18 protein-coding genes are annotated in these 20,980 nt (G+C 28.0%); 7 read left to right on the top strand and 11 right to left on the bottom strand.

Annotated features, from left to right (window positions below):
* Positions 1-18 precede the first annotated feature (18 nt).
* From ACTG47_RS02860 to ACTG47_RS02825, 8 genes are all read right to left on the bottom strand, one after another.
* Entirely contained in the window at positions 19-978 is a 960-nt protein-coding gene (locus ACTG47_RS02860) for a GGDEF domain-containing response regulator (protein ID WP_479926030.1), read from the bottom strand.
* A gap of 135 nt (positions 979-1,113) precedes the next feature.
* Positions 1,114-1,632, bottom strand: coding sequence for a chemotaxis protein CheW (locus ACTG47_RS02855; RefSeq protein ID WP_479926029.1), 519 nt, complete (start codon positions 1,630-1,632; stop codon positions 1,114-1,116).
* Between the two features lie 42 nt (positions 1,633-1,674).
* Complete coding sequence (locus tag ACTG47_RS02850; RefSeq protein ID WP_169466445.1) at positions 1,675-2,160, bottom strand: chemotaxis protein CheD; 486 nt, start codon at positions 2,158-2,160, stop codon at positions 1,675-1,677.
* The gene (locus ACTG47_RS02845) at positions 2,157-2,801 is read right to left on the bottom strand and encodes a chemotaxis protein CheC (RefSeq protein ID WP_479926028.1); all 645 of its coding nucleotides are present in this window, start codon (positions 2,799-2,801) and stop codon (positions 2,157-2,159) included. The genes ACTG47_RS02850 and ACTG47_RS02845 overlap by 4 nt, the downstream gene beginning before the upstream one ends.
* 38 nt (positions 2,802-2,839) lie before the next feature.
* The gene (locus tag ACTG47_RS02840; RefSeq protein ID WP_479926027.1) at positions 2,840-3,202 is read right to left on the bottom strand and encodes a response regulator; all 363 of its coding nucleotides are present in this window, start codon (positions 3,200-3,202) and stop codon (positions 2,840-2,842) included.
* Between the two features lie 1,052 nt (positions 3,203-4,254).
* The gene (locus tag ACTG47_RS02835) at positions 4,255-4,554 is read right to left on the bottom strand and encodes a DUF6506 family protein (RefSeq protein WP_479926026.1); all 300 of its coding nucleotides are present in this window, start codon (positions 4,552-4,554) and stop codon (positions 4,255-4,257) included.
* 150 nt (positions 4,555-4,704) lie between these two features.
* The gene (locus tag ACTG47_RS02830) at positions 4,705-5,205 is read right to left on the bottom strand and encodes a GyrI-like domain-containing protein (protein WP_479926025.1); all 501 of its coding nucleotides are present in this window, start codon (positions 5,203-5,205) and stop codon (positions 4,705-4,707) included.
* Between the two features lie 164 nt (positions 5,206-5,369).
* The gene (locus ACTG47_RS02825; protein WP_479926024.1) at positions 5,370-6,281 is read right to left on the bottom strand and encodes a helix-turn-helix transcriptional regulator; all 912 of its coding nucleotides are present in this window, start codon (positions 6,279-6,281) and stop codon (positions 5,370-5,372) included.
* A gap of 417 nt (positions 6,282-6,698) precedes the next feature.
* Here ACTG47_RS02825 and ACTG47_RS02820 point away from each other — a divergent pair, with 417 nt between their 5' ends.
* From ACTG47_RS02820 to ACTG47_RS02800, 5 genes are all read left to right on the top strand, one after another.
* Positions 6,699-7,550 (top strand): DUF3100 domain-containing protein, encoded by an 852-nt coding sequence (locus tag ACTG47_RS02820; RefSeq protein ID WP_169466432.1) that lies wholly within the window; start codon positions 6,699-6,701, stop codon positions 7,548-7,550.
* Between the two features lie 3 nt (positions 7,551-7,553).
* Positions 7,554-8,024 carry a hypothetical protein gene (locus ACTG47_RS02815; RefSeq protein WP_479926023.1) on the top strand — a complete coding sequence of 157 codons (471 nt, stop codon included), beginning with the start codon at positions 7,554-7,556 and terminating at the stop codon, positions 8,022-8,024.
* 12 nt (positions 8,025-8,036) lie between these two features.
* Positions 8,037-9,347, top strand: coding sequence for a M20 family metallopeptidase (locus tag ACTG47_RS02810; protein WP_479926022.1), 1,311 nt, complete (start codon positions 8,037-8,039; stop codon positions 9,345-9,347).
* A gap of 327 nt (positions 9,348-9,674) precedes the next feature.
* Positions 9,675-10,538 (top strand): MerR family transcriptional regulator, encoded by an 864-nt coding sequence (locus ACTG47_RS02805; protein ID WP_479926021.1) that lies wholly within the window; start codon positions 9,675-9,677, stop codon positions 10,536-10,538.
* A gap of 225 nt (positions 10,539-10,763) precedes the next feature.
* Positions 10,764-11,504 carry an MBL fold metallo-hydrolase gene (locus ACTG47_RS02800; RefSeq protein ID WP_479926020.1) on the top strand — a complete coding sequence of 247 codons (741 nt, stop codon included), beginning with the start codon at positions 10,764-10,766 and terminating at the stop codon, positions 11,502-11,504.
* On the opposite strand, the gene ACTG47_RS02795 is transcribed toward ACTG47_RS02800, so the two are convergent.
* Positions 11,505-12,566, bottom strand: coding sequence for a GGDEF domain-containing protein (locus ACTG47_RS02795; RefSeq protein ID WP_479926019.1), 1,062 nt, complete (start codon positions 12,564-12,566; stop codon positions 11,505-11,507).
* Between the two features lie 819 nt (positions 12,567-13,385).
* Here ACTG47_RS02795 and ACTG47_RS02790 point away from each other — a divergent pair.
* Both ACTG47_RS02790 and ACTG47_RS02785 read left to right on the top strand, forming a co-directional pair.
* Positions 13,386-14,927: an AbgT family transporter gene (locus ACTG47_RS02790; protein WP_479926018.1), complete on the top strand. Its 1,542-nt coding sequence runs from the start codon at positions 13,386-13,388 to the stop codon at positions 14,925-14,927.
* 32 nt (positions 14,928-14,959) lie between these two features.
* On the top strand, positions 14,960-16,066 hold the full coding sequence (locus tag ACTG47_RS02785) for a M20/M25/M40 family metallo-hydrolase (RefSeq protein ID WP_479926017.1): 1,107 nt from the start codon (positions 14,960-14,962) through the stop codon (positions 16,064-16,066).
* A gap of 138 nt (positions 16,067-16,204) precedes the next feature.
* Here the strand turns inward: ACTG47_RS02785 and ACTG47_RS02780 are convergent, their stop codons facing one another.
* Together ACTG47_RS02780 and ACTG47_RS02775 are read right to left on the bottom strand one after the other, a co-directional pair.
* Positions 16,205-17,491: a transcriptional regulator gene (locus ACTG47_RS02780; protein WP_479926016.1), complete on the bottom strand. Its 1,287-nt coding sequence runs from the start codon at positions 17,489-17,491 to the stop codon at positions 16,205-16,207.
* A 290-nt stretch (positions 17,492-17,781) separates the two neighbouring features.
* On the bottom strand, positions 17,782-20,904 hold the full coding sequence (locus ACTG47_RS02775) for a bifunctional diguanylate cyclase/phosphodiesterase (RefSeq protein ID WP_479926015.1): 3,123 nt from the start codon (positions 20,902-20,904) through the stop codon (positions 17,782-17,784).
* Positions 20,905-20,980: the final 76 nt, after the last annotated feature.

Raw genomic sequence — 20,980 nt, 5'->3', positions numbered from 1 at the left:
GTTTATTAAGATATTAATTTATATCCTTTTTAATCCTTTCATTGTACTTACTACGCTACAGTCTTTTCCTAAATTTTTACCCTCATACATCGCTTTATCTGCTAAGGATATGTTTTCTTCTAATGATATATTTGAGTTTACTTCTACTACTCCTAATGTAATAGTGCATTTTATTTTGTTTTCTTTGTAGTTGAATTCAAATTCTTTTATTTCTTTGCGAATTCTTTCTGAAAGTATTTTAGCACCTTCCATTGAAGTATTTGTAAGCATTATCAAAAACTCTTCTCCACCCCATCTTGATACAGTATCAATCTGTCTACAATTCTTCTTTATTATGCTTGATATTACTGTCAATACAAAATCTCCTGCTTCATGACCATAAGTATCATTAATAACTTTGAAGTCATCAATATCACCTAGAATAAGAGATATTGATGTGTCATTGTACTTATTAATTCTTCTTTGTTCCATAAGTTGATTAATTATATGTCTTCTATTGTAAAGACCTGTAAGGTAATCTCTCACAACAAGTCTATTTAATTTTTCAAGAGAAGATTCCAGCTCATTATTTATCTTTTTTAATTTATCTTGAGATTTCTTTACTTCAAGATGAGCCATAATACGAGCTTTTAATTCTGTCATACTAAAAGGCTTCACCATATAATCTATTGCACCTACACCAAATCCCTTTACTATATCTGTATCTTCATTTTTTGAAGTTATAAATATTATAGGTATATCTGATGTGTGAAAATTAGATTTTACTTCCTTACAAAAATCAAATCCAGAGTTATCTGGCAAAATTATGTCAAGTAAAATAATATCTGGTATACATTCTTCAATAAACGCTTTTGCCTCTATTGCATTAAATGCTTTTTTCACCTTAAAATTATCTTTTGTAAGTGTTTTATCTATTAAGTCACACATTAGGACACTATCATCAACGACTAAAATTGTTCCTTGTTGCTTATTTTCCATATACAAACCTCTCTTAAACATAATATATTCAAATTTTAATAATTTAAAATTCTTATACTTAATAATTATACCACTACATCCCCAAATGTTCCCATTACAATCTTTTTATAATAACCTTCTAATTATATCCCTGTGCTACATGATAGTGCAATTATATTTATTAACTACTTCATCTATTAAAATTTCTTCTTTATCTGTCAAAAGTTTCTCTAAATCTAGTAAGGTAATTATTTTACTCTCTATCTCTCCAATACCACTTACAAAATAATCTGAGTACTCAAAAGTAACTCTTGGTGGAGGAGATATTTGATTTTTTTCTAAGCTTATTATCTCATCAACTTTATCAACTATAAATCCTACTAATAAATCCTTTATTTCGACTACTACTATATACATACAATTATCAATGATTAAATCGCTTTTTTTAAGTCTCAAACGCATATCTATTATTGGAATAATTTTACCTCTTAAATTTATTATACCTTTAGAATATGTTGGGAGTTCTGGAATAAATATAATTTCTTGATTTCCAACAATTTCTACAACCTTTTCAATTTCAATACCGAAATCTTGCTCGTCTACTTTAAATGTTAGATGTTTAATTCCTTCATCAACTAGCCTATAATCTAAATATGGGTCATCTGGAAATCTCATTTAATTCCTCCCCTCTAAAATATATTCTCTATAAAATATATATTATATTTTCTTTTTACCTTTATTTATTGAATCTACAAGCAATTCACCTGTCTCAGTACAAAAACGTATTGTCCGTCCGTAATTCATACCTGTGTCTTCTGCTACTATTGGAATATTTAGCCCTAAAAGTGTTTTTTTTACTGCTTCAACATTTCTATGCCCTATGCTTGCAATGGATGAATTGCTATTTCCTAAAAACATTTGAGCTCCTCCAGCAATTTTTGCTTTTATATACATTCTATTTGCACCTATATGCTCCATAGATTTAATAAGCTCATTTATTCCTGTGTCAGCAAACTTGTATTTATTTTCAATATTAATAGCATCTTTACTATATGGCAACATGACATGCAACATTCCACCAATTCCTGCTATTTTATCTATCAAACATACTCCTACACAAGAACCAAGTGCATATGTAACCAAGACATTTGGTTTATAGGCTATCTTCATATCTGCAATGTTTACTACTATCTCCCTCTTCATACTTTTAATCCCAACCTCACTAATATTTCTTTAAGTGAGCTCATCTCTGGAATCATCAAAATATGACTAGTAAAATAATTATCACTCATTTTGAATTTATTTTCTATAAATAAGACTTTGTCACCAACATCTGAAAATCTTATCATAGGTACATTTAGCACAGCTCCAATCATATCAATGCACATGTCTGGAACTGAAATACTTATGGTCATATCTAACATAGACGCCATTGCATTTACATATGAACTTGCCATAATATTTCCGATTTCTTTGATTGCTGAAATTTCAATACTCTCAATCTCATCCAAAACAGACTCTTCTTTATTAAAAAGAGAATTTAACATAAGCTGGGTGATTGATTCATCCAACAAAAACATAAACATTCCATTAATATCGCCTTTCATATCAAGTAAAATACATACTACTTTATTTTCTGGACCGCCAAGCAAATTGGTTGCTTCATTATATTCAAGTATTTTTACCATTGGTATTAATACTTCTATATTACTATTTATCATGGATGCAAGTGCAGTGATTGCATTCCCAGAGCCTATATTACCAATTTCTCTAAGAGCATCTATATGAGCATCATCAAGTTCTAAATAATTTATAATATAAACCCCTCCTTTTAATTGTTGCATTTATATACCTTCCACCATATCAGTGTTTATTTACATTCTTATTTTAAAGCATTTTTCACAACCTTGACTAATACATCTGTTTTAAAGGGCTTTACTATAAAGTCTAATGCTCCAAGTTTTATAGCTTCTACAATCATATTTTCTTGTCCTATTGCAGAACACATCACCACCTTAGCATTTGAATCTAACTTTTTTACTTCTCTTAACACCTCTAACCCATCTTTTTTTGGCATTGTAATGTCAAGTAACATCAAATCAGGCTTTTCATCTTTAAACATATTACAAGCTTCTTCTCCATCATTTGCTTCTACTAAATTTCCATAGCCACTTTTACTCAGAGCTTCTTTAATCATCATTCTCATAAAAATAGCATCATCTACTATCAAAATTTTATTTTCCATAAAACTAACTCCTCCATATGTACAACAATAAACGTTTTTATTTCAGTTATTGTTTATACTATCTGACTATTTTTCGCTACATAATATATACATTTCATTGATAAATAAAAGTAATCATTTATGCCATATTATATTCAATCATATTAACACAATTTGTCAATGAAAAAACTTATATATCTATTGTAATATATGTTTGGCATTTTGACGAGTTAATAAAAATATAATTGTATAAAACATAAAAAGTTGTCAGAAGTAATCAAAGAAAGATAAAATAATCTTATATTTTTTTATATTCGTATAAGATTTTTTTCAGATTCATTCAAATTCTTTCTGTAGATTTATTTTTATAATTTAACAAGTTTGCAATTTATAAAAAATGAAAAACTCTTATCATATTACATAAAATATTAAATTACAGTTTTATTCGCTTCTTTAATATATAATTTCTAACTTGCTTAACATCCAAAAAATAGTAGTTTTATTACTTAATTGTATTTATATATATGTATTATCGATTAAATTAGGTTTAGCTTTATACATTATTTTTTATAATTTTTTTTATTATCTATTTATAAATCCAAAAGTATCTTACTAGTCTGTACTTACAATTATTTATCTTTTATCTTAAAAATCTCAAGATAAATAATGATATCTAAAAGTACATATTTACAGGAAAAAGTATTAAATGTATAACAAAACAATATAATTATATAGGTTCAAAGTAAAATTGATATTGTTAATCATTAAAAAAATTGCTAATCATTAAAAAAGCAGTAAACCTTTTATAGATTTACTGCTTATCATTACAAACAATAAAACTGACTGTAATTAATATATTGATTTTTCAACATATTAATTACAGTCAGTAACTTTCAATAAAACATCATACAAGTATTCTAATTTCCTCTATTTTAATTATTTATATAAAAGATAATAATCTAGAGTACTAAATGTATGCTTTTCTATCACTCTTAACTTTCTTTAAAATTCATTTTATAGTGTCTGTGAAAACTCATTCTTACAATCTCTATATAATAGAAATAAACTTATTATTAGAACATTTCGTCTCCACTTTTAAATCCAAAAGCTGGATGGAAATCAAATTTCACTGCACCTACAGCAACATTTGGTCCAACAGCTTTTTTAATTCTGTAAATACCTTCGTTACCAAAGCCAGCACATAGTTCAATAGCTGTACATCCTTTTTCCACCATTTCTTTTGCTACAATTTCTGCTTCATCGTAATTTTCCACACCAATAACATTCATATTGATAGTATCAGATGGAATAACTGCTCTTTGCTTATCAGCACTAAGACCTTTAGCAACATAAATAAATGCACATTCAAACATAGGAAAATCCCCTTTCATAGTTCATGTATGAAAACCTATCATAAAATTTTCAAACATTCTATTGTCTTATCTCTAACATTTACCAGTTCATAATAACCCTTCATTTGACATATGTCAATAACAAATTACATATACTCATATAGGGTAAATCTAGTTTATTCCTATGTAAATGTGAATTTCATGATTATCAGCATCATATGTATTACCTTGATATTCTTCAAAATCACTTATATAAGTTCTATCAAAATCCATTTGCCAAAATTCAACCCAGAAATCTCCTATAGCTTTGTGAATATCTCCTACTACAATAAATTTCGCATACTTACCTGCAGGTATAACTTTACTTATAATAATTTCTCCAACCATATCATTAGTATTTAATTCGTCCAAATTGATATCCTTATCTGCATCACTATTTACTTCACAACATGCAACAAAGTTATATGGATTTGTAAAATCTCCTTGATAATCTGTATATAAGCCTATTGTATTTTCATTCTTTTTACCTTTTATAGAATTATATATACCTTTGCCCATAAATCTCTTCCATGACTCACCTATATCTTTTACTGCCTGTCCATCTTGGTTTGTAGTTTCTTTTGATATTCCTACAACTATTTTCTCACTTATATTTACTATTTCATAATCCATACTTTATACCTCACTTTGTTTTATTAATCTATCTTAGTTTTATTTAATTTAATTATAATTCATAATATACGACAGCTTTATGTCATATTTTTAATATAATTAAACTTAACAAAGTATTCTGAAATGAATAAATTTTAAACAAAGCTCTTAACGCAATTATTATATTATAACGAGTAAATTTTAGATAACTCTTTCAATCTAGCTTTTACATTATCTCTAACATCTTTAGGTTCAAGTATTTCAACATTATCCCCAAATGATAAGATATAACCATAAATCCACTCACCAACAGGAAATTCAGCAATTACATCATATGTATTATCTTCATTTTTAGTTATTAAATCTTTATTAAAATCGTCAAACACTCTAAAAAGCATCTTCTCTTTAAATCTCAATTTCAAAGTCACAGTATCTTCCTCAATAACTTTAGAGCCATTAAAACATACATCTTCTATTATTTTTCTTGAAAACACTTCTTCTTTTACATCTAAATTTTTTATTCTACTAATTCTAAATATCCTAAAATCATCCTTTAATTTACAAAATCCATATAAATACCAAGTCTTACTCTTATACATAAGTTTCATAGGTTCAACAGTTCTATTGGTCTGACTTGATAGGCTATTTACATAATTAAAATTTATAGTATTACGCCTTAAAATAGCTTCTTTTATTTTTGTAAATTTGTCATCTTCATTAAAATTACTTCCCCATTCAGTAAAATCTATTTCAATCCAATTTGCAAAGTTCTGCTCTCCAAATATTGAACCAATTTTATTTACTACTGAGTTTATTTCTGGATACTTTGTTGCCTGTAAAGTTTTGAGCGCCACTATTAAACTCTCTTTATCTTCATTTGATAATATAGTCTTATCTATAGAATATTCTTCTATTAAAGATATCCCTCCTCCCTTGCCTTTTGTCATGTATACTGGCACTCCTGACATAGATAGAGTTTCTATATCTCTATATATGGTTCTTGTAGAAACTTCAAATCTCTCTGCTAGCTCTTTAGCAGTTACCAGTTTTTTATTTAATAATATTACTATTATCTCTGTTAATCTATTTATTTTCATCCATTACCACCTACTAGAATCATTAAATTTATTTAATCTAAGTTAGTCATATTAATCTTTAATATTTACTTAAATATTAAAATCCTTTCATTAATTCATTTTAAAATTTCAAATTACTACTTTATAATTTTATATTATTTATTTTAAAGCTTTTTATCTATTATTCCTACAATATTTAAATAATTTTTTAGGAATGAACGAATATTACAATATATTGAAAAATATGTAATATTTTACATTTTTTTCGTTGACAATGTTAAATTTTTGTTTTATCCTTAATTAAGGACATGTTAATGACATTTCTAAAACTTGTTTGAAACAGTTTTTTCTATATTATATAGGAAAACGTATTACATTTAAGAAAACGTATTTTTCATTTCAAATAAGTACAATACTTATTCTTTTGGGGAGGAAATCATGGAAAGTAATAAAAAACATTTTATTCAAGTATTTTTAACTTGCTTAATATTAGTAGTAATATGTGAATTTATAGGACAAAGAACTATAGCTATTGGAAAAGCTTCTATAGTACTATTTCCTATGCTCTATGCAGTTATAATTGGACTTATAATAACACCAGATTTATTAGGGAAAAAAATTAAAGCACTTAAAAAAGTCATTGGAGAAAAAGAAATAAATATTGCTGGTGAAGTCGTTGGAATTGCACTAGTAATGCTTGGTATAAAATATGGTACTACAGTTGGTCCAAACATTGACAAAATAATTCAAGCTGGACCAGCATTCATCGCTCAAGAATTTGGTCATATACTTGCACCAATCGTTGCATTACCTCTTGCATTAATGTTTGGTATGAAAAGAGAAGCTATTGGAGCTACTGCAAGTATAAGCCGTGAACCTTCTTTAGGAGTTATATCTGAGAAATATGGGATAAATTCGCCAGAAGGTAGTGGTGTACTTGGTACATATTTAATGGGTACAGTTCTTGGTACTATATACTTTAGTGTACTAGGTTCAGTCTCTATCTATAGTGGTCTTCATCCATATGCTTTGGGAATGGCTTGTGGTGTTGGTAGTGGAAGTATGATGACTGCGGCAGCTGGTTCATTATCTACTATGGTACCACCTGAAATGGCAGATACAATACTTGCCTATGCAGCAACAAGTAATATGATGTCTAGTATAACAGGAATTATATTCTTAGTTTTTGTATCCTTACCATTTACCAATTTTATGTATAAGATTTTAGAACCTAAATTTTCTAGAAATAAAAAGGCTAAAGAAGTTGAAACAACAGAAGGAGAGTGCTAATAAATGTTTGCTAATTTAAATTTAAAGAAAAGTTCATTTCAATTATTGGTTATGTCTGTCATTGGAGTTATAATTCTTATAGGACAAAGAATTAGCGTGGGTACATCTATAATTACAGCCCTTCCTGGAATGGTTATGTTAATATTAGCTGCTATGGCTGCTATGATTGTAAAGGATTTATTTCCTAAATCGATATTTCCAGCTTTTGGATTTGCAACTATAATAGGTCTTTTACTTAGTATGCCGTATAGCCCAACATCTGAGGTATTCTTAACAAATACTAACAATATTAACTTTATGGCTATAACTACTCCACTACTGGCTTTTGCAGGAATTTCTGTTGGAAATAAAATAGAGTCTTTAAAAGAAATGTCATGGAAAATAGTTATAATATCACTTATTGTTTTCACAACTATATTCTTCGCATGTGCGAGTATAGCTCATATAGTTTTAAGTATTCAAGGTAAAATATAGGAGGAATTTATTATGAACAAAGAACAGTTAAAATCTCTAGTAATAAAGACTATAGATGAAAATAGAGAAAAAATATTAAAAATAGGTCAAGGAATATATAAAAACCCAGAGTATGGATATAAAGAATTTAAAACTACAGAAGCTATTTCAAACTTTTTTGAACAAGAGTTAAACTTATCTGTAGAAAAGAATATAGCTATAACAGGATGTAAGGCAGATGCAAATTCTAATAAAAAAGGTCCTCATATATCTATACTTGGAGAGTTGGATGGTATATCATGTAAAGAACACAAAGATGCTAATGAAATAGGTGCTTCTCATACTTGTGGACATAATATTCAAATAGCTGGAATGTTAGGTGCAGCTGTTGGTTTAGTAAAAAGTGGTGTTTTAGAACATATAGATGGTAAAGTATCTTTTATGGCTACACCAGCTGAAGAATTTATTGAGTTGGAATATAGAGAACAATTAAAAAAAGAAGGAAAAATAACTTACTTTGGTGGAAAACAAGAGTTAATCAAAAGAGGTTATTTTGATGATATAGATATATCTATGATGTTTCATGCTTCTGATTTAGGTGAGAATAAAGCTTTAGTAGGTCCTGAGAGCAATGGATTTGTTGGAAAAAAAGTTAAATTTATAGGCAAAGAATCTCATGCTGGTTCTGCTCCACATGATGGTATAAATGCTTTAAATGCGGCAATGCTTGCTATAAACAACGTAAATGCACTTAGAGAAACTTTTAAAGAATCTGAAAGAGTTAGATTCCACCCTATCATCACAAAAGGTGGTGATATAGTAAATGTTGTTCCTGCTGATGTTCATATGGAATCATACGTAAGAGCTAGAACTATAGACGGTATGATTGATGCTAATTCAAGGATAAATAAAGCCTTAATGGCTGGTGGAATGGCAGTTGGATCTGATGTTGAAATAACTGAAATTCCTGGATACTTACCAATATTAAGATACAAAAATCTTGATAATTTATTTAAAAATAATCTTGAAGATTTGGGCCTAGAAGGAAAGGTTGTTGATGGTGGAGACTTTACAGGTTCTTTTGATTTTGGTGATGTGTCTCATATAATGCCTACTCTTCACCCTATGATTGGTGGCGTAAAAGGAGCTCTTCATACAAGAGATTTTGAAATAGTTGATGAAGATTTAGCATACATAATCCCTGCAAAGGCAATGGCGCTTACAGTTGTAGACCTTCTTTTCGATAATGCTAAAGATGCTAAAAGTATACTAGATGCCTTTACTCCAGTTATGACTAAAGAAGAATATCTAACATTCTTAGAAAAACACGATAAAACTTTATAAGTATATTTTTATAATACAAAAGATGGTATCTGCTATAAACGCTATACCATCTTCTCATATCTTTCTCTTTAATTTTGGAGTCCTTATTACATTCTTCTTACTTTTCAAATAAAGCACATACCATAAATCGCAACTAAAATAAAACATCTTATCCTTAGTAAAATCCTTAATATTATTTAGAAAAAATATAACAAAGAGATTGACCCTCACGTATAGTGATAGTATACAGTAGTAGTTAGAGACAGAGTTAATAAGTAAATGCTATTTCTTACAAAGATAATGTTGACTAGGTCTCAATTACTAGAATATGAAAGAAGGTGAATTAAAATGATGACAGTAAAACAGGTTTCTTCGTTAACTGGTATTAGTGTACGTACTTTACAGTTTTATGATGAAATTGATTTATTTAAACCTACAGAGATAACGAATGCTGGATATCGATTATATGATGAGAACGCATTAGAAGTTTTACAACAAATTCTATTTTTTAAAGAACTTGATTTTACATTGAAAGAAATTAAAGTAATCATGGAAAATCCTAAATTTGATAAGATAACTGCATTTGATAATCAACGAAAACTAATTCAGATAAAAAGAGATAGGTTAAATGCTCTATTAGAGCTACTTGATAAACTTATAAAAGGAGAAAAATGTATGGATTTTAAAGATTTTAATATGGATGAATATTTTAGTATATTAACTAAGTTCAAAGAAACTCATACTGATGGAATTATCAAGCAATTTGGAAGTATTGAAAACTTTGATGAAATGATTTCAGAAATGAAATCTAATGAAAACAAAATAGCTGATATGGCAACTAAACAGTATGGAAGTATTGAAAAATATACAAAGGCCATGGAAAGTAATCTTCAAAATTTTATGTCTAATGGCTCTACTATTGACCAATCAGAAGTATTTAATCTTATAAAAAAAAGTGATGATATTACAAAAAAACTTACAGAAAATTTAAGTAAAGATGTTACTTCTTTAGATGTTCAAGAATTAGTTGGAGAACTAATTTCATTTACTAATGAAATTAACAGTGGTATTGATATGGGAGATAACTATTGGTCTATTACATCTGAAAATTATATATCAAACCCTACATTTATTGAAATTAATGATAAGAAATATGGAGATGGAGCATCAAAATTTATTGGGCTTGCCTTAAAAGCATATCTTGAAAAGTAACAACTTTATACTACAATTATTATTTCATCTTATATGTTTATAATATTATAAAAAATTAGTGATAGCCCTATAAAATTCACAAAAAAGTAGCATCTGTAGATAAGATAAATATTTACTGATGCTACTCACTATAAAACTTTCAATACCCTGTTGAAGTATAATTATGGGTATGATATATTCTTTCTAGCAATACAAATTTCTATTTTAATTTAAGGTGGTGAAAAAATGTTTAATGCAGGAAACCTAATTGTAAATAATTGGTTGTACCCTATTCAAGATGGCTTTGTCTTGATTGATACTGGATATAAAAATGGTTTTAAACATTTCAAAAAACAAATATCTAAATTCAACATAAAAATCAAAGATATTCGATACATATTTCTAACTCATGCTCATGATGACCATGCAGGTTTTCTTAATCAGATTTTAGAAGAATCTCCTAATACAAGAATTGTTATGCATGATAAATCTTTAAAAATTCTACATAAAGGTCAAAATTCTTTTATTGGTGGATGTACAAGTCGTACTGCTTTTCTCTTTTGCCAAATTATGAAGATGTTTGGAAAAGGTGGACATTGTTTTCCTCCACTAAAACAAGAGTTTGAAAAAATGTGCATTCTTATATCTGACAATAATCTAAAAGAAATTGAAAAAGAACTAAATGGAAAAATCATAAAGACACCAGGACATACTTCTGATTCAATTTCACTACTACTTAATAATGGTGCTTTATTTTGTGGCGATTCTGCTATGAATGGCTTCCCAAGTATTCATAAAATCACCATATTTGCAGAAAATAAAATGGAATTTACTCAATCTTGGGAAACAATTATTAATATAAAACCCAAGATGATTTATCCTGGACATGGAAAACCATTTGAATGTAGTAAATTAGAGGAGAATTTGCACTATACACATAAAATAACTTTATATCCTCTACACAACTCAAAAGATACACATATCTAACTAATTTATACGATAGCATCCTTTTCCAGCTTCCTTTGCTGAATAAAGGGCTTCATCTGCTTTACTATACAACTCTTCAAAATTGATAATATTTTCATCACAAATAGAGCATCCTAAACTGATATGAAATACATAATTATCATTTGATAAATCTTCCATATCATTTAACACTTCAAATAATTTTTCAAATCGCCTCCTACACTTCTCTTCATCATTTAATTCTACAGAATAGATAGCAAATTCATCGCCACCTAATCTTAATGCAATACTATCGTAGAATACATTTCTTATATTTTCAGCTACAGCTTTTAGATAATAATCCCCTATTATATGACCATAAGAGTCATTAATGTACTTAAAATCATCTATATCAATAAGAATAAAGGCGCCATATTTTTGCCTAGACATGAGTTTTTCAATCATCTCAACTCCAGAACCTCGATTATATATACCTGTCAATAAATCAATTTCCGATTTCTCTCGATAATTAATATAGTTTTCTACGCTTTCAATACGGTCATTTAAAATGAAGAAATTGACACCAACAGATAAAAAATAAAATGTAACTAAATCGACTAAGTCTGCCATAAACATATCTATATCCTTTGCTATAAAACAACAGATACCATAAGCTATAGCAGTTACTGTTATATAAAGAATTATTCTCCAAGGTTTATCTAATATAAATAGAGGAAGTACACATATGAATACCATGATTGTAATTGAAGGTTCTGTTTTGTCTAAAAAAGTTCCCATTAAAATACCCATTATCATAACTGGTGTTAATACTCCATAAAAAATACATGTTATATATTTAGTGTGTTCTTTTAAATAAAATTTACAAAGGATATGAAGAATAAGAAAATATCCAAATATAAGAAAAAATTCTGTATTAAAAGTAACTACTTCTGATAAAGTCAATCCAAATATAAGAACCATTGTTGAAATAGCAAGCCCTACTAGTGATAGACCATTCAAACTATGGTAATTTCTAATTCTAATTTCAGACTGATATAAATCCATCTTCTTTGCTCTAAAATTTCTTAATAGTGTCTCTAGCATCATATCCTCCTTATACATCACCTATACTCGCTTATGAATCATTTAATATTTTTATAGTATAAATACTATTAATACTCTTATAAATGAACTCTTCTATTTATGATTAATTTAAAAAGTGATTTAACTACAGTATTTTTTATAGTTTAAAGGATTTTTCTAAGAATTTATAATTATAAATGGTTTATATTCCCATTAGACTTTCTATAAAAAGATGCTAATATTAACATATATTTTAGATAAATCTACAAATATCTTAATTTTAATTTAATATTCCTTTACTTATTACTCGGATATATTATATCATTTCAATATACAAAAGTCATTAAAAAGCACCACTCTATAAAGATATACACCTGACCCTAGAAATTTATAGTACTAATTTATATAAATTATCAATATAGATAATTTTAATATTATATATATATTACAAAAAGCTAAAAATTGATTTTCCCTTTTAGATTTTGAATCAAATCTATCCTCTAATTATTCTAAAAACTCAACTTTTTCTTAGATTATTATTTTAATAACTTAATCTTCCACTAGATTTTTATAAAATTTTGTTTTAAAATTAATTTTAAAGCGTATATATTCTTCAAATGTATTAGATATAATTCGTCATTAATCAATTTAAATCATATTTAATTAACACTATTCATACAGAAAATTCAGAAAATTGCATTGACATAGTTAAAAGTTTATTTTATACTTTTTTTAGGACATATTGTGGACACGTCTTAAATCAACAATCATAATTTTAATTATAAATTTGACCACAATACTCATTTTTTAATTATATTTTAAATATTAGGGAGGGATATTATGAATGATAACGTAGTTAAAAAGAAAAATTTTTTTGACAGAACATTAAACAGAATAGAAACTGTTGGTAATAAACTACCAGACCCAGTTACAATATTTTTAGGGCTATGTGTACTTTTACTTATACTATCTAGTATAGTTGGCTCTATGGGTATATCAGTAGTTCATCCTGGTACAGGCGAAACCATAACAGCTGTAAATTTATTGACTGTAGAACAGCTTCAAATTCTTCTAGGAAATATAGTTAGCAACTTCCAAGGATTCGCTCCTTTAGGACTAGTATTAGTAACTATGATAGGTGCTGGTGTATGTGATAAAACTGGACTTATGACAGCGACAATCAAAGCATCAGTAAGTAAGATTCCTGAAACAAAAGTAACTCTTGTTGTAATGACTATAGGTATGCTTGCCAATATTGCATCTGATGCAGGTACAATACTATTTCCACCACTAGCTGCACTTGTATACCTTGGTGTTGGTAGACACCCACTTATAGGTTTATTTTCTGGATATGCAGCAGTCTGTCTAGGATTCGCCGCGAATATCATGATAAGTGTCAATGACATACTTGCTGCAAGCTTTACAGTTCCAGCAGCTCAAATGATTGATTCTGGATTTCAAGCCAATGCAACAATGAACTTATTCTTTATGATAGCATCAACTTTTGTTTTAATACTGTTGGCAACATGGGTAACAGAAAAAATTGTAGCCCCTAGATTTGGTAAATATGAAGGAAATGCAGAATTAGATGTTGATGGCAGCCTTACTGATGCAGAAAAAAAAGGGCTTAAAAAAGCTGGTATAAGTATATTAATATATGCAGCAATCATAATAGCACTTAGTGTAATTGGTAAAAGACCATTTTTAGCTGACCCAGAAACAGGAGACTTACTATCAAACAATGCTCCCCTTATGAAAGGTATGGTACCTATAATAGCACTAGCATTTTTCATACCTGGTGTTGTATATGGTAAAACTATAGGTAAGATAAAGAAGGACAAGGATGTTGTCTCTATAATGGCTGGTGCAATGAGTGATATGGGTGGATATATAATACTAGCATTCGCAGCTTCACAATTTTTACAGTTGTTTACAAATAGTAATCTAGGTCTTATACTAGCTGTAAAAGGTGGAGAATTTTTAAAATCAGCAGGAATAAATGGACCTTTATTATTGATAGGATTCATTATTTTATCTTGTTTTATAAATTTATTTATAGGTAGTGCATCTGCAAAATGGGCTATTCTTGCACCTATATTTGTACCAATGTTTATGATGGTTGGATACAATCCAGCCCTTACTCAAATGGCTTATCGTATAGGAGATTGTATAACAAATCCACTTAGTCCATTATTTCCATACTTCCCTATTATATTAGCATTCACGAGAAAATATGATAAGGATGCTGGTATGGGTACAGTAATAGCTAACATGCTACCATACTCAATCTCATTCTTAATAGTATGGACTATATTATTGATATTATTTATGGTATTTAATATTCCACTAGGACCTGGAATACTACCTTCATATAGTATGTAACTTAATTAAATCTTTCTAAAGGAGAAAAATTTATGTTAGATAAAAATAGACTTATAAATAATTTTATGGATATGGTTAGAATTGATAGTCCATCTAATCAAGAATTAGAAATGTCTAAATGGCTAGTAAACTACTTAAAAGAAAGAAATATAGATGCCATTATAGATGATGCTGGTGAAAAATATGGTGGTAATACAGGAAATGTTATTGCCTATATAAAAGGTGAAGAAGGAAGTCGACCACTTTGTCTATGTGCACATATGGACCAAGTTCAACCTTGCTTAGGTGTAAAACCTGTACTGGATGGTAATGTAGTTAGAAGTGATGGAACTACTACACTGGGTGCAGATGATAAGGCAGGAATAGCTGCCATACTTGAAGCATTAGAACATGTTATTACAGAAAAAATACCACATAGAGATATTTATCTTTGTTTTACAATCTGTGAGGAAGCTGGTATGCATGGTGTTAAAAACTTTAACCCTGACAACTTACCTTGTGAAGATATGGTTATTTTAGATTCTGGTGGAGCTATTGGTTCGATAGCATATAAAGCTCCTGCTCAGCAATCTATAAAAATATCTTTCTATGGAAAGAAAGCACATGCTGGTATAGAGCCTGAAAAAGGTATAAATGCTATATTAGTAGCCTCTTATGCAATAAGTAACATGCATATAGGGCGTATCGATTCATTAACTACTTCAAATATAGGTAAAATAGAAGGTGGTGGAGCTACAAATATAGTAACTGACAAGGTTACATTGACTGCTGAAATTAGGTCTCATATACCTGAAACTTTAGAATATGAGCTTAGTCATATGGAGAAATGTTGCAAAGATGCTGCATCTAAATTTAATACTACTTATACTTTTGAGTATAATATGTCTTATCCTAGTTTTGAACTTAGTAGAGATAGTCATGTATTCAAATTGAGCGAAGAAGCAATAAAAAAAGTTGGTGTTGTTCCAAACCCAATGGTAATTGGTGGTGGAAGTGATGCAAATATACTAGCTAATCTTGGATATAACTGTGCTATATTAAGTCTAGGTATGTATGATGTTCACACAGTTAATGAATATGTAAATGTAGATGAATTATATGATACTGCTAAAATAGTTTATCATATGATTAAATTATAAATATTACAATATATCTCTTTAAATCATAAAACTAAAACCTATGTATCCTCAACTTTATAAGTTATATCTTAAAAGCTTGTTTTACATAGGTTTTGGTATTTTATATAATAATTTATTTAAAGTAGCTTATACAGTTTTTTAAAATAGTATTTCAGTAATATTTTTAGGTCTTCCTCCACCAATACTGGTTTCTTTAGCACATATTCTACCTAGGTCTGCACTCACTATTTTATTTAATATACGTCTTGCACTTCTTTCGCTTACATTTAGATATTCTGCCAATTCTTTTGAATCATAAATCTTACTTTTCCTATTTTCACTTATAGCAATAATTTTTGCAACTGATTCACAACTCATTCCAGTCTTTTTAGATATATCTATTACTTTTTCATCAGATAACATTAAAGAATAATTTAATTCATTTTCTGAAGCTAAAGGACCTCTTATATTTTCATCTTCATCAACTAAGTATATGCCAATTTCTTTTGAATCTATAGAGTGTCTTAATGCTTTATGTGCATTATTCTCAGCTTGATATGCAGTTACTCCTGTACCAATTCCTATGCTAAGAGAAAATCCCATATCTTTTATGTCTCTCTTTAGTTTAAATAACTTATCATAGTTATACTCATTATCAGCTACCCCTTTATGAACAAATACAACATAATCATTTCTTCCAAATAAAAATAAGGAGCCTTGGATACTTCTCACATAGTTTACTACAAGCTTATCCATATCAGATTTTTTTATCATGTCAGAATAATAGTTATCTATCTTCTCTTTATAATCTATTATACTTAAGATTTCAACAGCAATTTGAGAAAATCTAGCCTTACTTAGTGCATATTCACTCTTTACTTTCTCATAACTTTCTTTGATTAATTGTATAGTAGCTTGTAGACGAAATACTGGATAACCTCTTTCTCTTAACTCATTGTATACCGCTCCAAAACCAGTTAACATTATATCTGTCTTATTTTCTTCAAATAATTTTATATGCCATTCCACAAGTTCAGATTCTCCAACTTCTAAAGAAAATGGATTGCAAAACACACTTGTAGCGTTAATATCAAATTCTTTAAGCGCATCTTCTACTACATATCTATCCACTACATCTATACTGAATTTATCTAACTTTATATCCTTACTTTTTATTGCCCAAAATGCTTTCATTATACTTGTCCCACTTCTTGGCACAAATGAATGTGGTTTACTTATCTCATACTTAGACTTTATAAATTCATAAACTGCACACCCTGTAAATATAATAGCATCACATTCTTCTTCACATTTAGAAATAACTTCTATTGTATCTACCACTTTTTCTCTTACATATATTTTAGTTTCTAAATCACTGTCTATCTGTTTTAAATCATCTTTTATTTTAAACCCAGAGTCTGAAGGGCCTATAATACCCACTATCATAAACTTCGCTCCTAATCCATCAATTTTATACTTTCTAAAAACTCTATCCTCATTACTTTCTATTTTTATTTAATTTATTATCTCACATTCTATATTTATGGTAAAGGAATTATATACAAACATCTGTAGATAAATTTATTACTGAAAATTTAAATTTTAGACATTATAAAGTCTGCATATGTTTAAAATTAGAAATGTTAATTTATTAAACATACACAGACTACTCTTATAGGATTTTTAGGTTCAATTTATTTGAAATTCAGTTAAACAACCTAAATAAATCGTTTATCTTAAGTTCTCACCAATTTACTGCCTTGATTATTATATAGTAAATTTTCAAAATCACCACTTGGAATTGGTTTACAATAGTAATAACCTTGAATTATTACACAATCTAAACTCAATAGAAATTCAGCTTGCTCTTTTGTTTCTACACCTTCTGCAACTACATTCATGTTTAAATCTTTTGCCATAGCTATAGTATGCTTTAAAACTATTTTTTCTCTTTCTGTAATCCCTTCATTATTAAAAAAGCCACAATCAATCTTTAATGTATCAATCTTAATATTTTTCAACATGTTTAATGAAGAATATGCTGAGCCAAAATCATCCATATTTAAAACAATTCCATCAGTTCTAAGGTCAGCTATTATCTTAGTAAATAGCTTTATATTTTTGATAAATAAACTCTCTGTCAGCTCTAATTCCAAAAATGATTTTGGTATATTATATTTATCTATTAGTCTTAAAATTATTTTTCTAAAGTGTGGATTATGCAAATGTAATCTTGATACATTTACAGATATAGGAATTGGCTCTTCACCTAAATCTATCCATTTTCTAATTAGGCAACATGCTTGTTCCCATACATACATATCTAATTTAGTGATAAAACCATTCTTCTCAAATAGAGAAATAAATTTTATTGGAGGTATTATACCTTTTTCTGGATGAATCCATCTAACTAATGCTTCTGCCCCAATAATTTTTTTTGTTTTAAGATTATACTTAGGTTGTAAATATACTTTAAATTGTCTATCTTTAAGTGCATATTCCATTTCTCTTTCCATCTGCTTTTCTTCAAGTGCATCATTTCTTATAGTCTCATCATAAAACATATAATGATTAATACTCTGTTTTTTTACTTTTTTATGTGCATACCCTGCCATTTCACAAGCACTTGTAATTGGTATACGGTTATCTAAGATTCTATAAATCCCAAAACATGGCACTAACATATATTCAAACTTTTTCATATTTAAACTTTTTGTAATTTTATAAATTAGTTTATGAATATCTCTATCCGAATAACTCTCACAAAACATACAAAACACATCTGCATACATACGGCAACATATGCCATTAGAATCAAGGTTTTTTTTAATCAATTCTGCAATATGTATTAAGGTCTTATCTCCTTCTCTGATACCATAAATATCATTAATTACTTTAAATTTATCTATATCCATCATTATAATAACATAGTTTTTGTCTGGATATTTTTTAAGTAATAGAGTTGTTTGTTTGCAGAAGCCTTCATAACTATATAAACCTGTCAACATATCTTTTTGGTTTCTATGTATCTGCATGATATAGTCTATGTTTTTAATAGCAACTAAAATATGTGTTTGTTTTTCACCTAGCTTATTTTTGTTGGTAATCTTTAATATATAAATTGATGCCCAATAATATCTCTTATCTATTCCTAGACGTCTATATTCAAAGTTTAATTCTAAATTGTCTTGTCCATTGTTAGTAAACCCATCAATCGAATTTAAAAAATTATTACCATCAAATAATATTCTATCATCATGGTGAATCAAGTTATTTTTAATATACAAAAACGTTTTCTGTATATTCTCTTTTATAGGCAAACTAAAAATATTTTTTTCTGATTGATAAATTGGTGTAATTAAATTTTCGTCTATAGATATAGACAAAATTATATCATATGCATTATAAACCAATTTTTCATAAGCCTTAGAATAACCCTCCACCACTATGTTATCAAAGTCATCTTCACTATCTAAATCTCTATGTTCAAATACAGTGTCATTAGTAAAATCAGTTAAATTCTTCATTTCTTCTATTTCATTAGTTTTAGACTCAATTTTATTATAATATTTTTTCTTATCTTGGTACATTCTCTCATCAGCAATTTTAATCAATGTATGTATATTAATATTGTTTTCACTCCAAACACTTCCTATAGCTACACTATATACCATAGTTTCCTTAAATTCTTCACTTAACCAAATTACTAATTCCTCAAAGAGTTGTTTTGAGATATCTTCACATAATACGATGAACTCATCTCCTCCAATACGGTAAACATTATGAGAATGAAAGTATTTTTTTATTGTTACACAAGCTGATACAATAGTAGAATCCCCACTAGCATGTCCAAAGTTATCATTAATATCTTTTAATCCATTTATATCTACAAACACAACTCCTATAGTTTTAACTCTCTCATTGTGAAAATTATCTATATATTTAATATATTTGTTTCTATTATATGCTCCAGTCAAGAAGTCATAATAACTCATATAATTTAATTTATTTTCTACTTTTCTCTTTTTCATTTCAGTTAATAAAAAATAAGATAGAGATGTCAAAAGAGAAGTATCTCCAACAGCCTTTTGTGGATTATCTACCCCAATAAACCCTATTATTTTATCTTCTTGTTTTAATGAAGAAGCCATTAGACTTTCAATGTTCTGAGGTCTTAAAATTTCATACTCCATTGGCTGTGTTTCCTTTATATTTTCTATATTATCAATTATCACAAATCCTTTTTGTTGGAATAATGAAAACCAATTTTTTACTTCATTAATATCAAGATTTTTCAGAGATTGCTTCTGTTGCTCAACATCTTCATTACACCATTCATATGTATTGGTTACTTTTTTTCCATCTTCTGAAACTTCAAAAACATATGCTCTATCAGCTTTGTGGAACTTTCCAATATTACTTAAAACTAAATTTACAGCATCTGAAAAATTAGATTCTGTTATAAGATATTTGATACATGCAACTAGTAGCTCCTTTATTTCTAATTTTTCTGCTATTGATTTGCTTATATTTTCCTTTTCTGTAATATCAAGAGCTATTTCTAATCGTGCATATTTATCTTTCCATTTAATCAACTTATCCTTTAATATAAAATGTCTATTTGTTCGAGTATTTGTATTTTCCCATATATAATATTCATCTTCTTTTAAAATGGAGTTTGTGCAAAATTCACAAGGAGAATCTTTCCCTTGTAATGCTTCATAACATTTTCTATGAGATATATCATCAAGCCCCATGACCTTTTTTCCAATTTTATTAATATATAAAAGTTCATATGTGTCCAAGGAAGAAACATATACAATTTCATCCAATTCATCTATTAAATTTATCATATTCATTTATGTATAACTCCTTTTATCCAGTTTGAATTTTTGAAGCTTTGAAGTTGTGCTATACATTTGGTAATGATATTAT

Source organism: Clostridioides sp. LIBA-6622 (genome assembly GCF_056716095.1).
Note: the sequence above shows the minus strand (reverse complement) of the source record. Positions and strands in the feature narration are given on the sequence as shown.

What these genes read in the sequence shown, in the direction of transcription:
- ACTG47_RS02860 (WP_479926030.1), bottom strand. Translation starts at nt 978, where the DNA reads ATGGAAAATAAGCAACAAGGAACAATTTTAGTCGTTGATGATAGTGTC.
- ACTG47_RS02855 (WP_479926029.1), bottom strand. Translation starts at nt 1,632, where the DNA reads ATGAGATTTCCAGATGACCCATATTTAGATTATAGGCTAGTTGATGAA.
- ACTG47_RS02850 (WP_169466445.1), bottom strand. Translation starts at nt 2,160, where the DNA reads ATGAAGAGGGAGATAGTAGTAAACATTGCAGATATGAAGATAGCCTAT.
- ACTG47_RS02845 (WP_479926028.1), bottom strand. Translation starts at nt 2,801, where the DNA reads ATGCAACAATTAAAAGGAGGGGTTTATATTATAAATTATTTAGAACTT.
- ACTG47_RS02840 (WP_479926027.1), bottom strand. Translation starts at nt 3,202, where the DNA reads ATGGAAAATAAAATTTTGATAGTAGATGATGCTATTTTTATGAGAATG.
- ACTG47_RS02835 (WP_479926026.1), bottom strand. Translation starts at nt 4,554, where the DNA reads ATGTTTGAATGTGCATTTATTTATGTTGCTAAAGGTCTTAGTGCTGAT.
- ACTG47_RS02830 (WP_479926025.1), bottom strand. Translation starts at nt 5,205, where the DNA reads ATGGATTATGAAATAGTAAATATAAGTGAGAAAATAGTTGTAGGAATA.
- ACTG47_RS02825 (WP_479926024.1), bottom strand. Translation starts at nt 6,281, where the DNA reads ATGAAAATAAATAGATTAACAGAGATAATAGTAATATTATTAAATAAA.
- ACTG47_RS02820 (WP_169466432.1), top strand. Translation starts at nt 6,699, where the DNA reads ATGGAAAGTAATAAAAAACATTTTATTCAAGTATTTTTAACTTGCTTA.
- ACTG47_RS02815 (WP_479926023.1), top strand. Translation starts at nt 7,554, where the DNA reads ATGTTTGCTAATTTAAATTTAAAGAAAAGTTCATTTCAATTATTGGTT.
- ACTG47_RS02810 (WP_479926022.1), top strand. Translation starts at nt 8,037, where the DNA reads ATGAACAAAGAACAGTTAAAATCTCTAGTAATAAAGACTATAGATGAA.
- ACTG47_RS02805 (WP_479926021.1), top strand. Translation starts at nt 9,675, where the DNA reads ATGATGACAGTAAAACAGGTTTCTTCGTTAACTGGTATTAGTGTACGT.
- ACTG47_RS02800 (WP_479926020.1), top strand. Translation starts at nt 10,764, where the DNA reads ATGTTTAATGCAGGAAACCTAATTGTAAATAATTGGTTGTACCCTATT.
- ACTG47_RS02795 (WP_479926019.1), bottom strand. Translation starts at nt 12,566, where the DNA reads ATGCTAGAGACACTATTAAGAAATTTTAGAGCAAAGAAGATGGATTTA.
- ACTG47_RS02790 (WP_479926018.1), top strand. Translation starts at nt 13,386, where the DNA reads ATGAATGATAACGTAGTTAAAAAGAAAAATTTTTTTGACAGAACATTA.
- ACTG47_RS02785 (WP_479926017.1), top strand. Translation starts at nt 14,960, where the DNA reads ATGTTAGATAAAAATAGACTTATAAATAATTTTATGGATATGGTTAGA.
- ACTG47_RS02780 (WP_479926016.1), bottom strand. Translation starts at nt 17,491, where the DNA reads ATGATAGTGGGTATTATAGGCCCTTCAGACTCTGGGTTTAAAATAAAA.
- ACTG47_RS02775 (WP_479926015.1), bottom strand. Translation starts at nt 20,904, where the DNA reads ATGAATATGATAAATTTAATAGATGAATTGGATGAAATTGTATATGTT.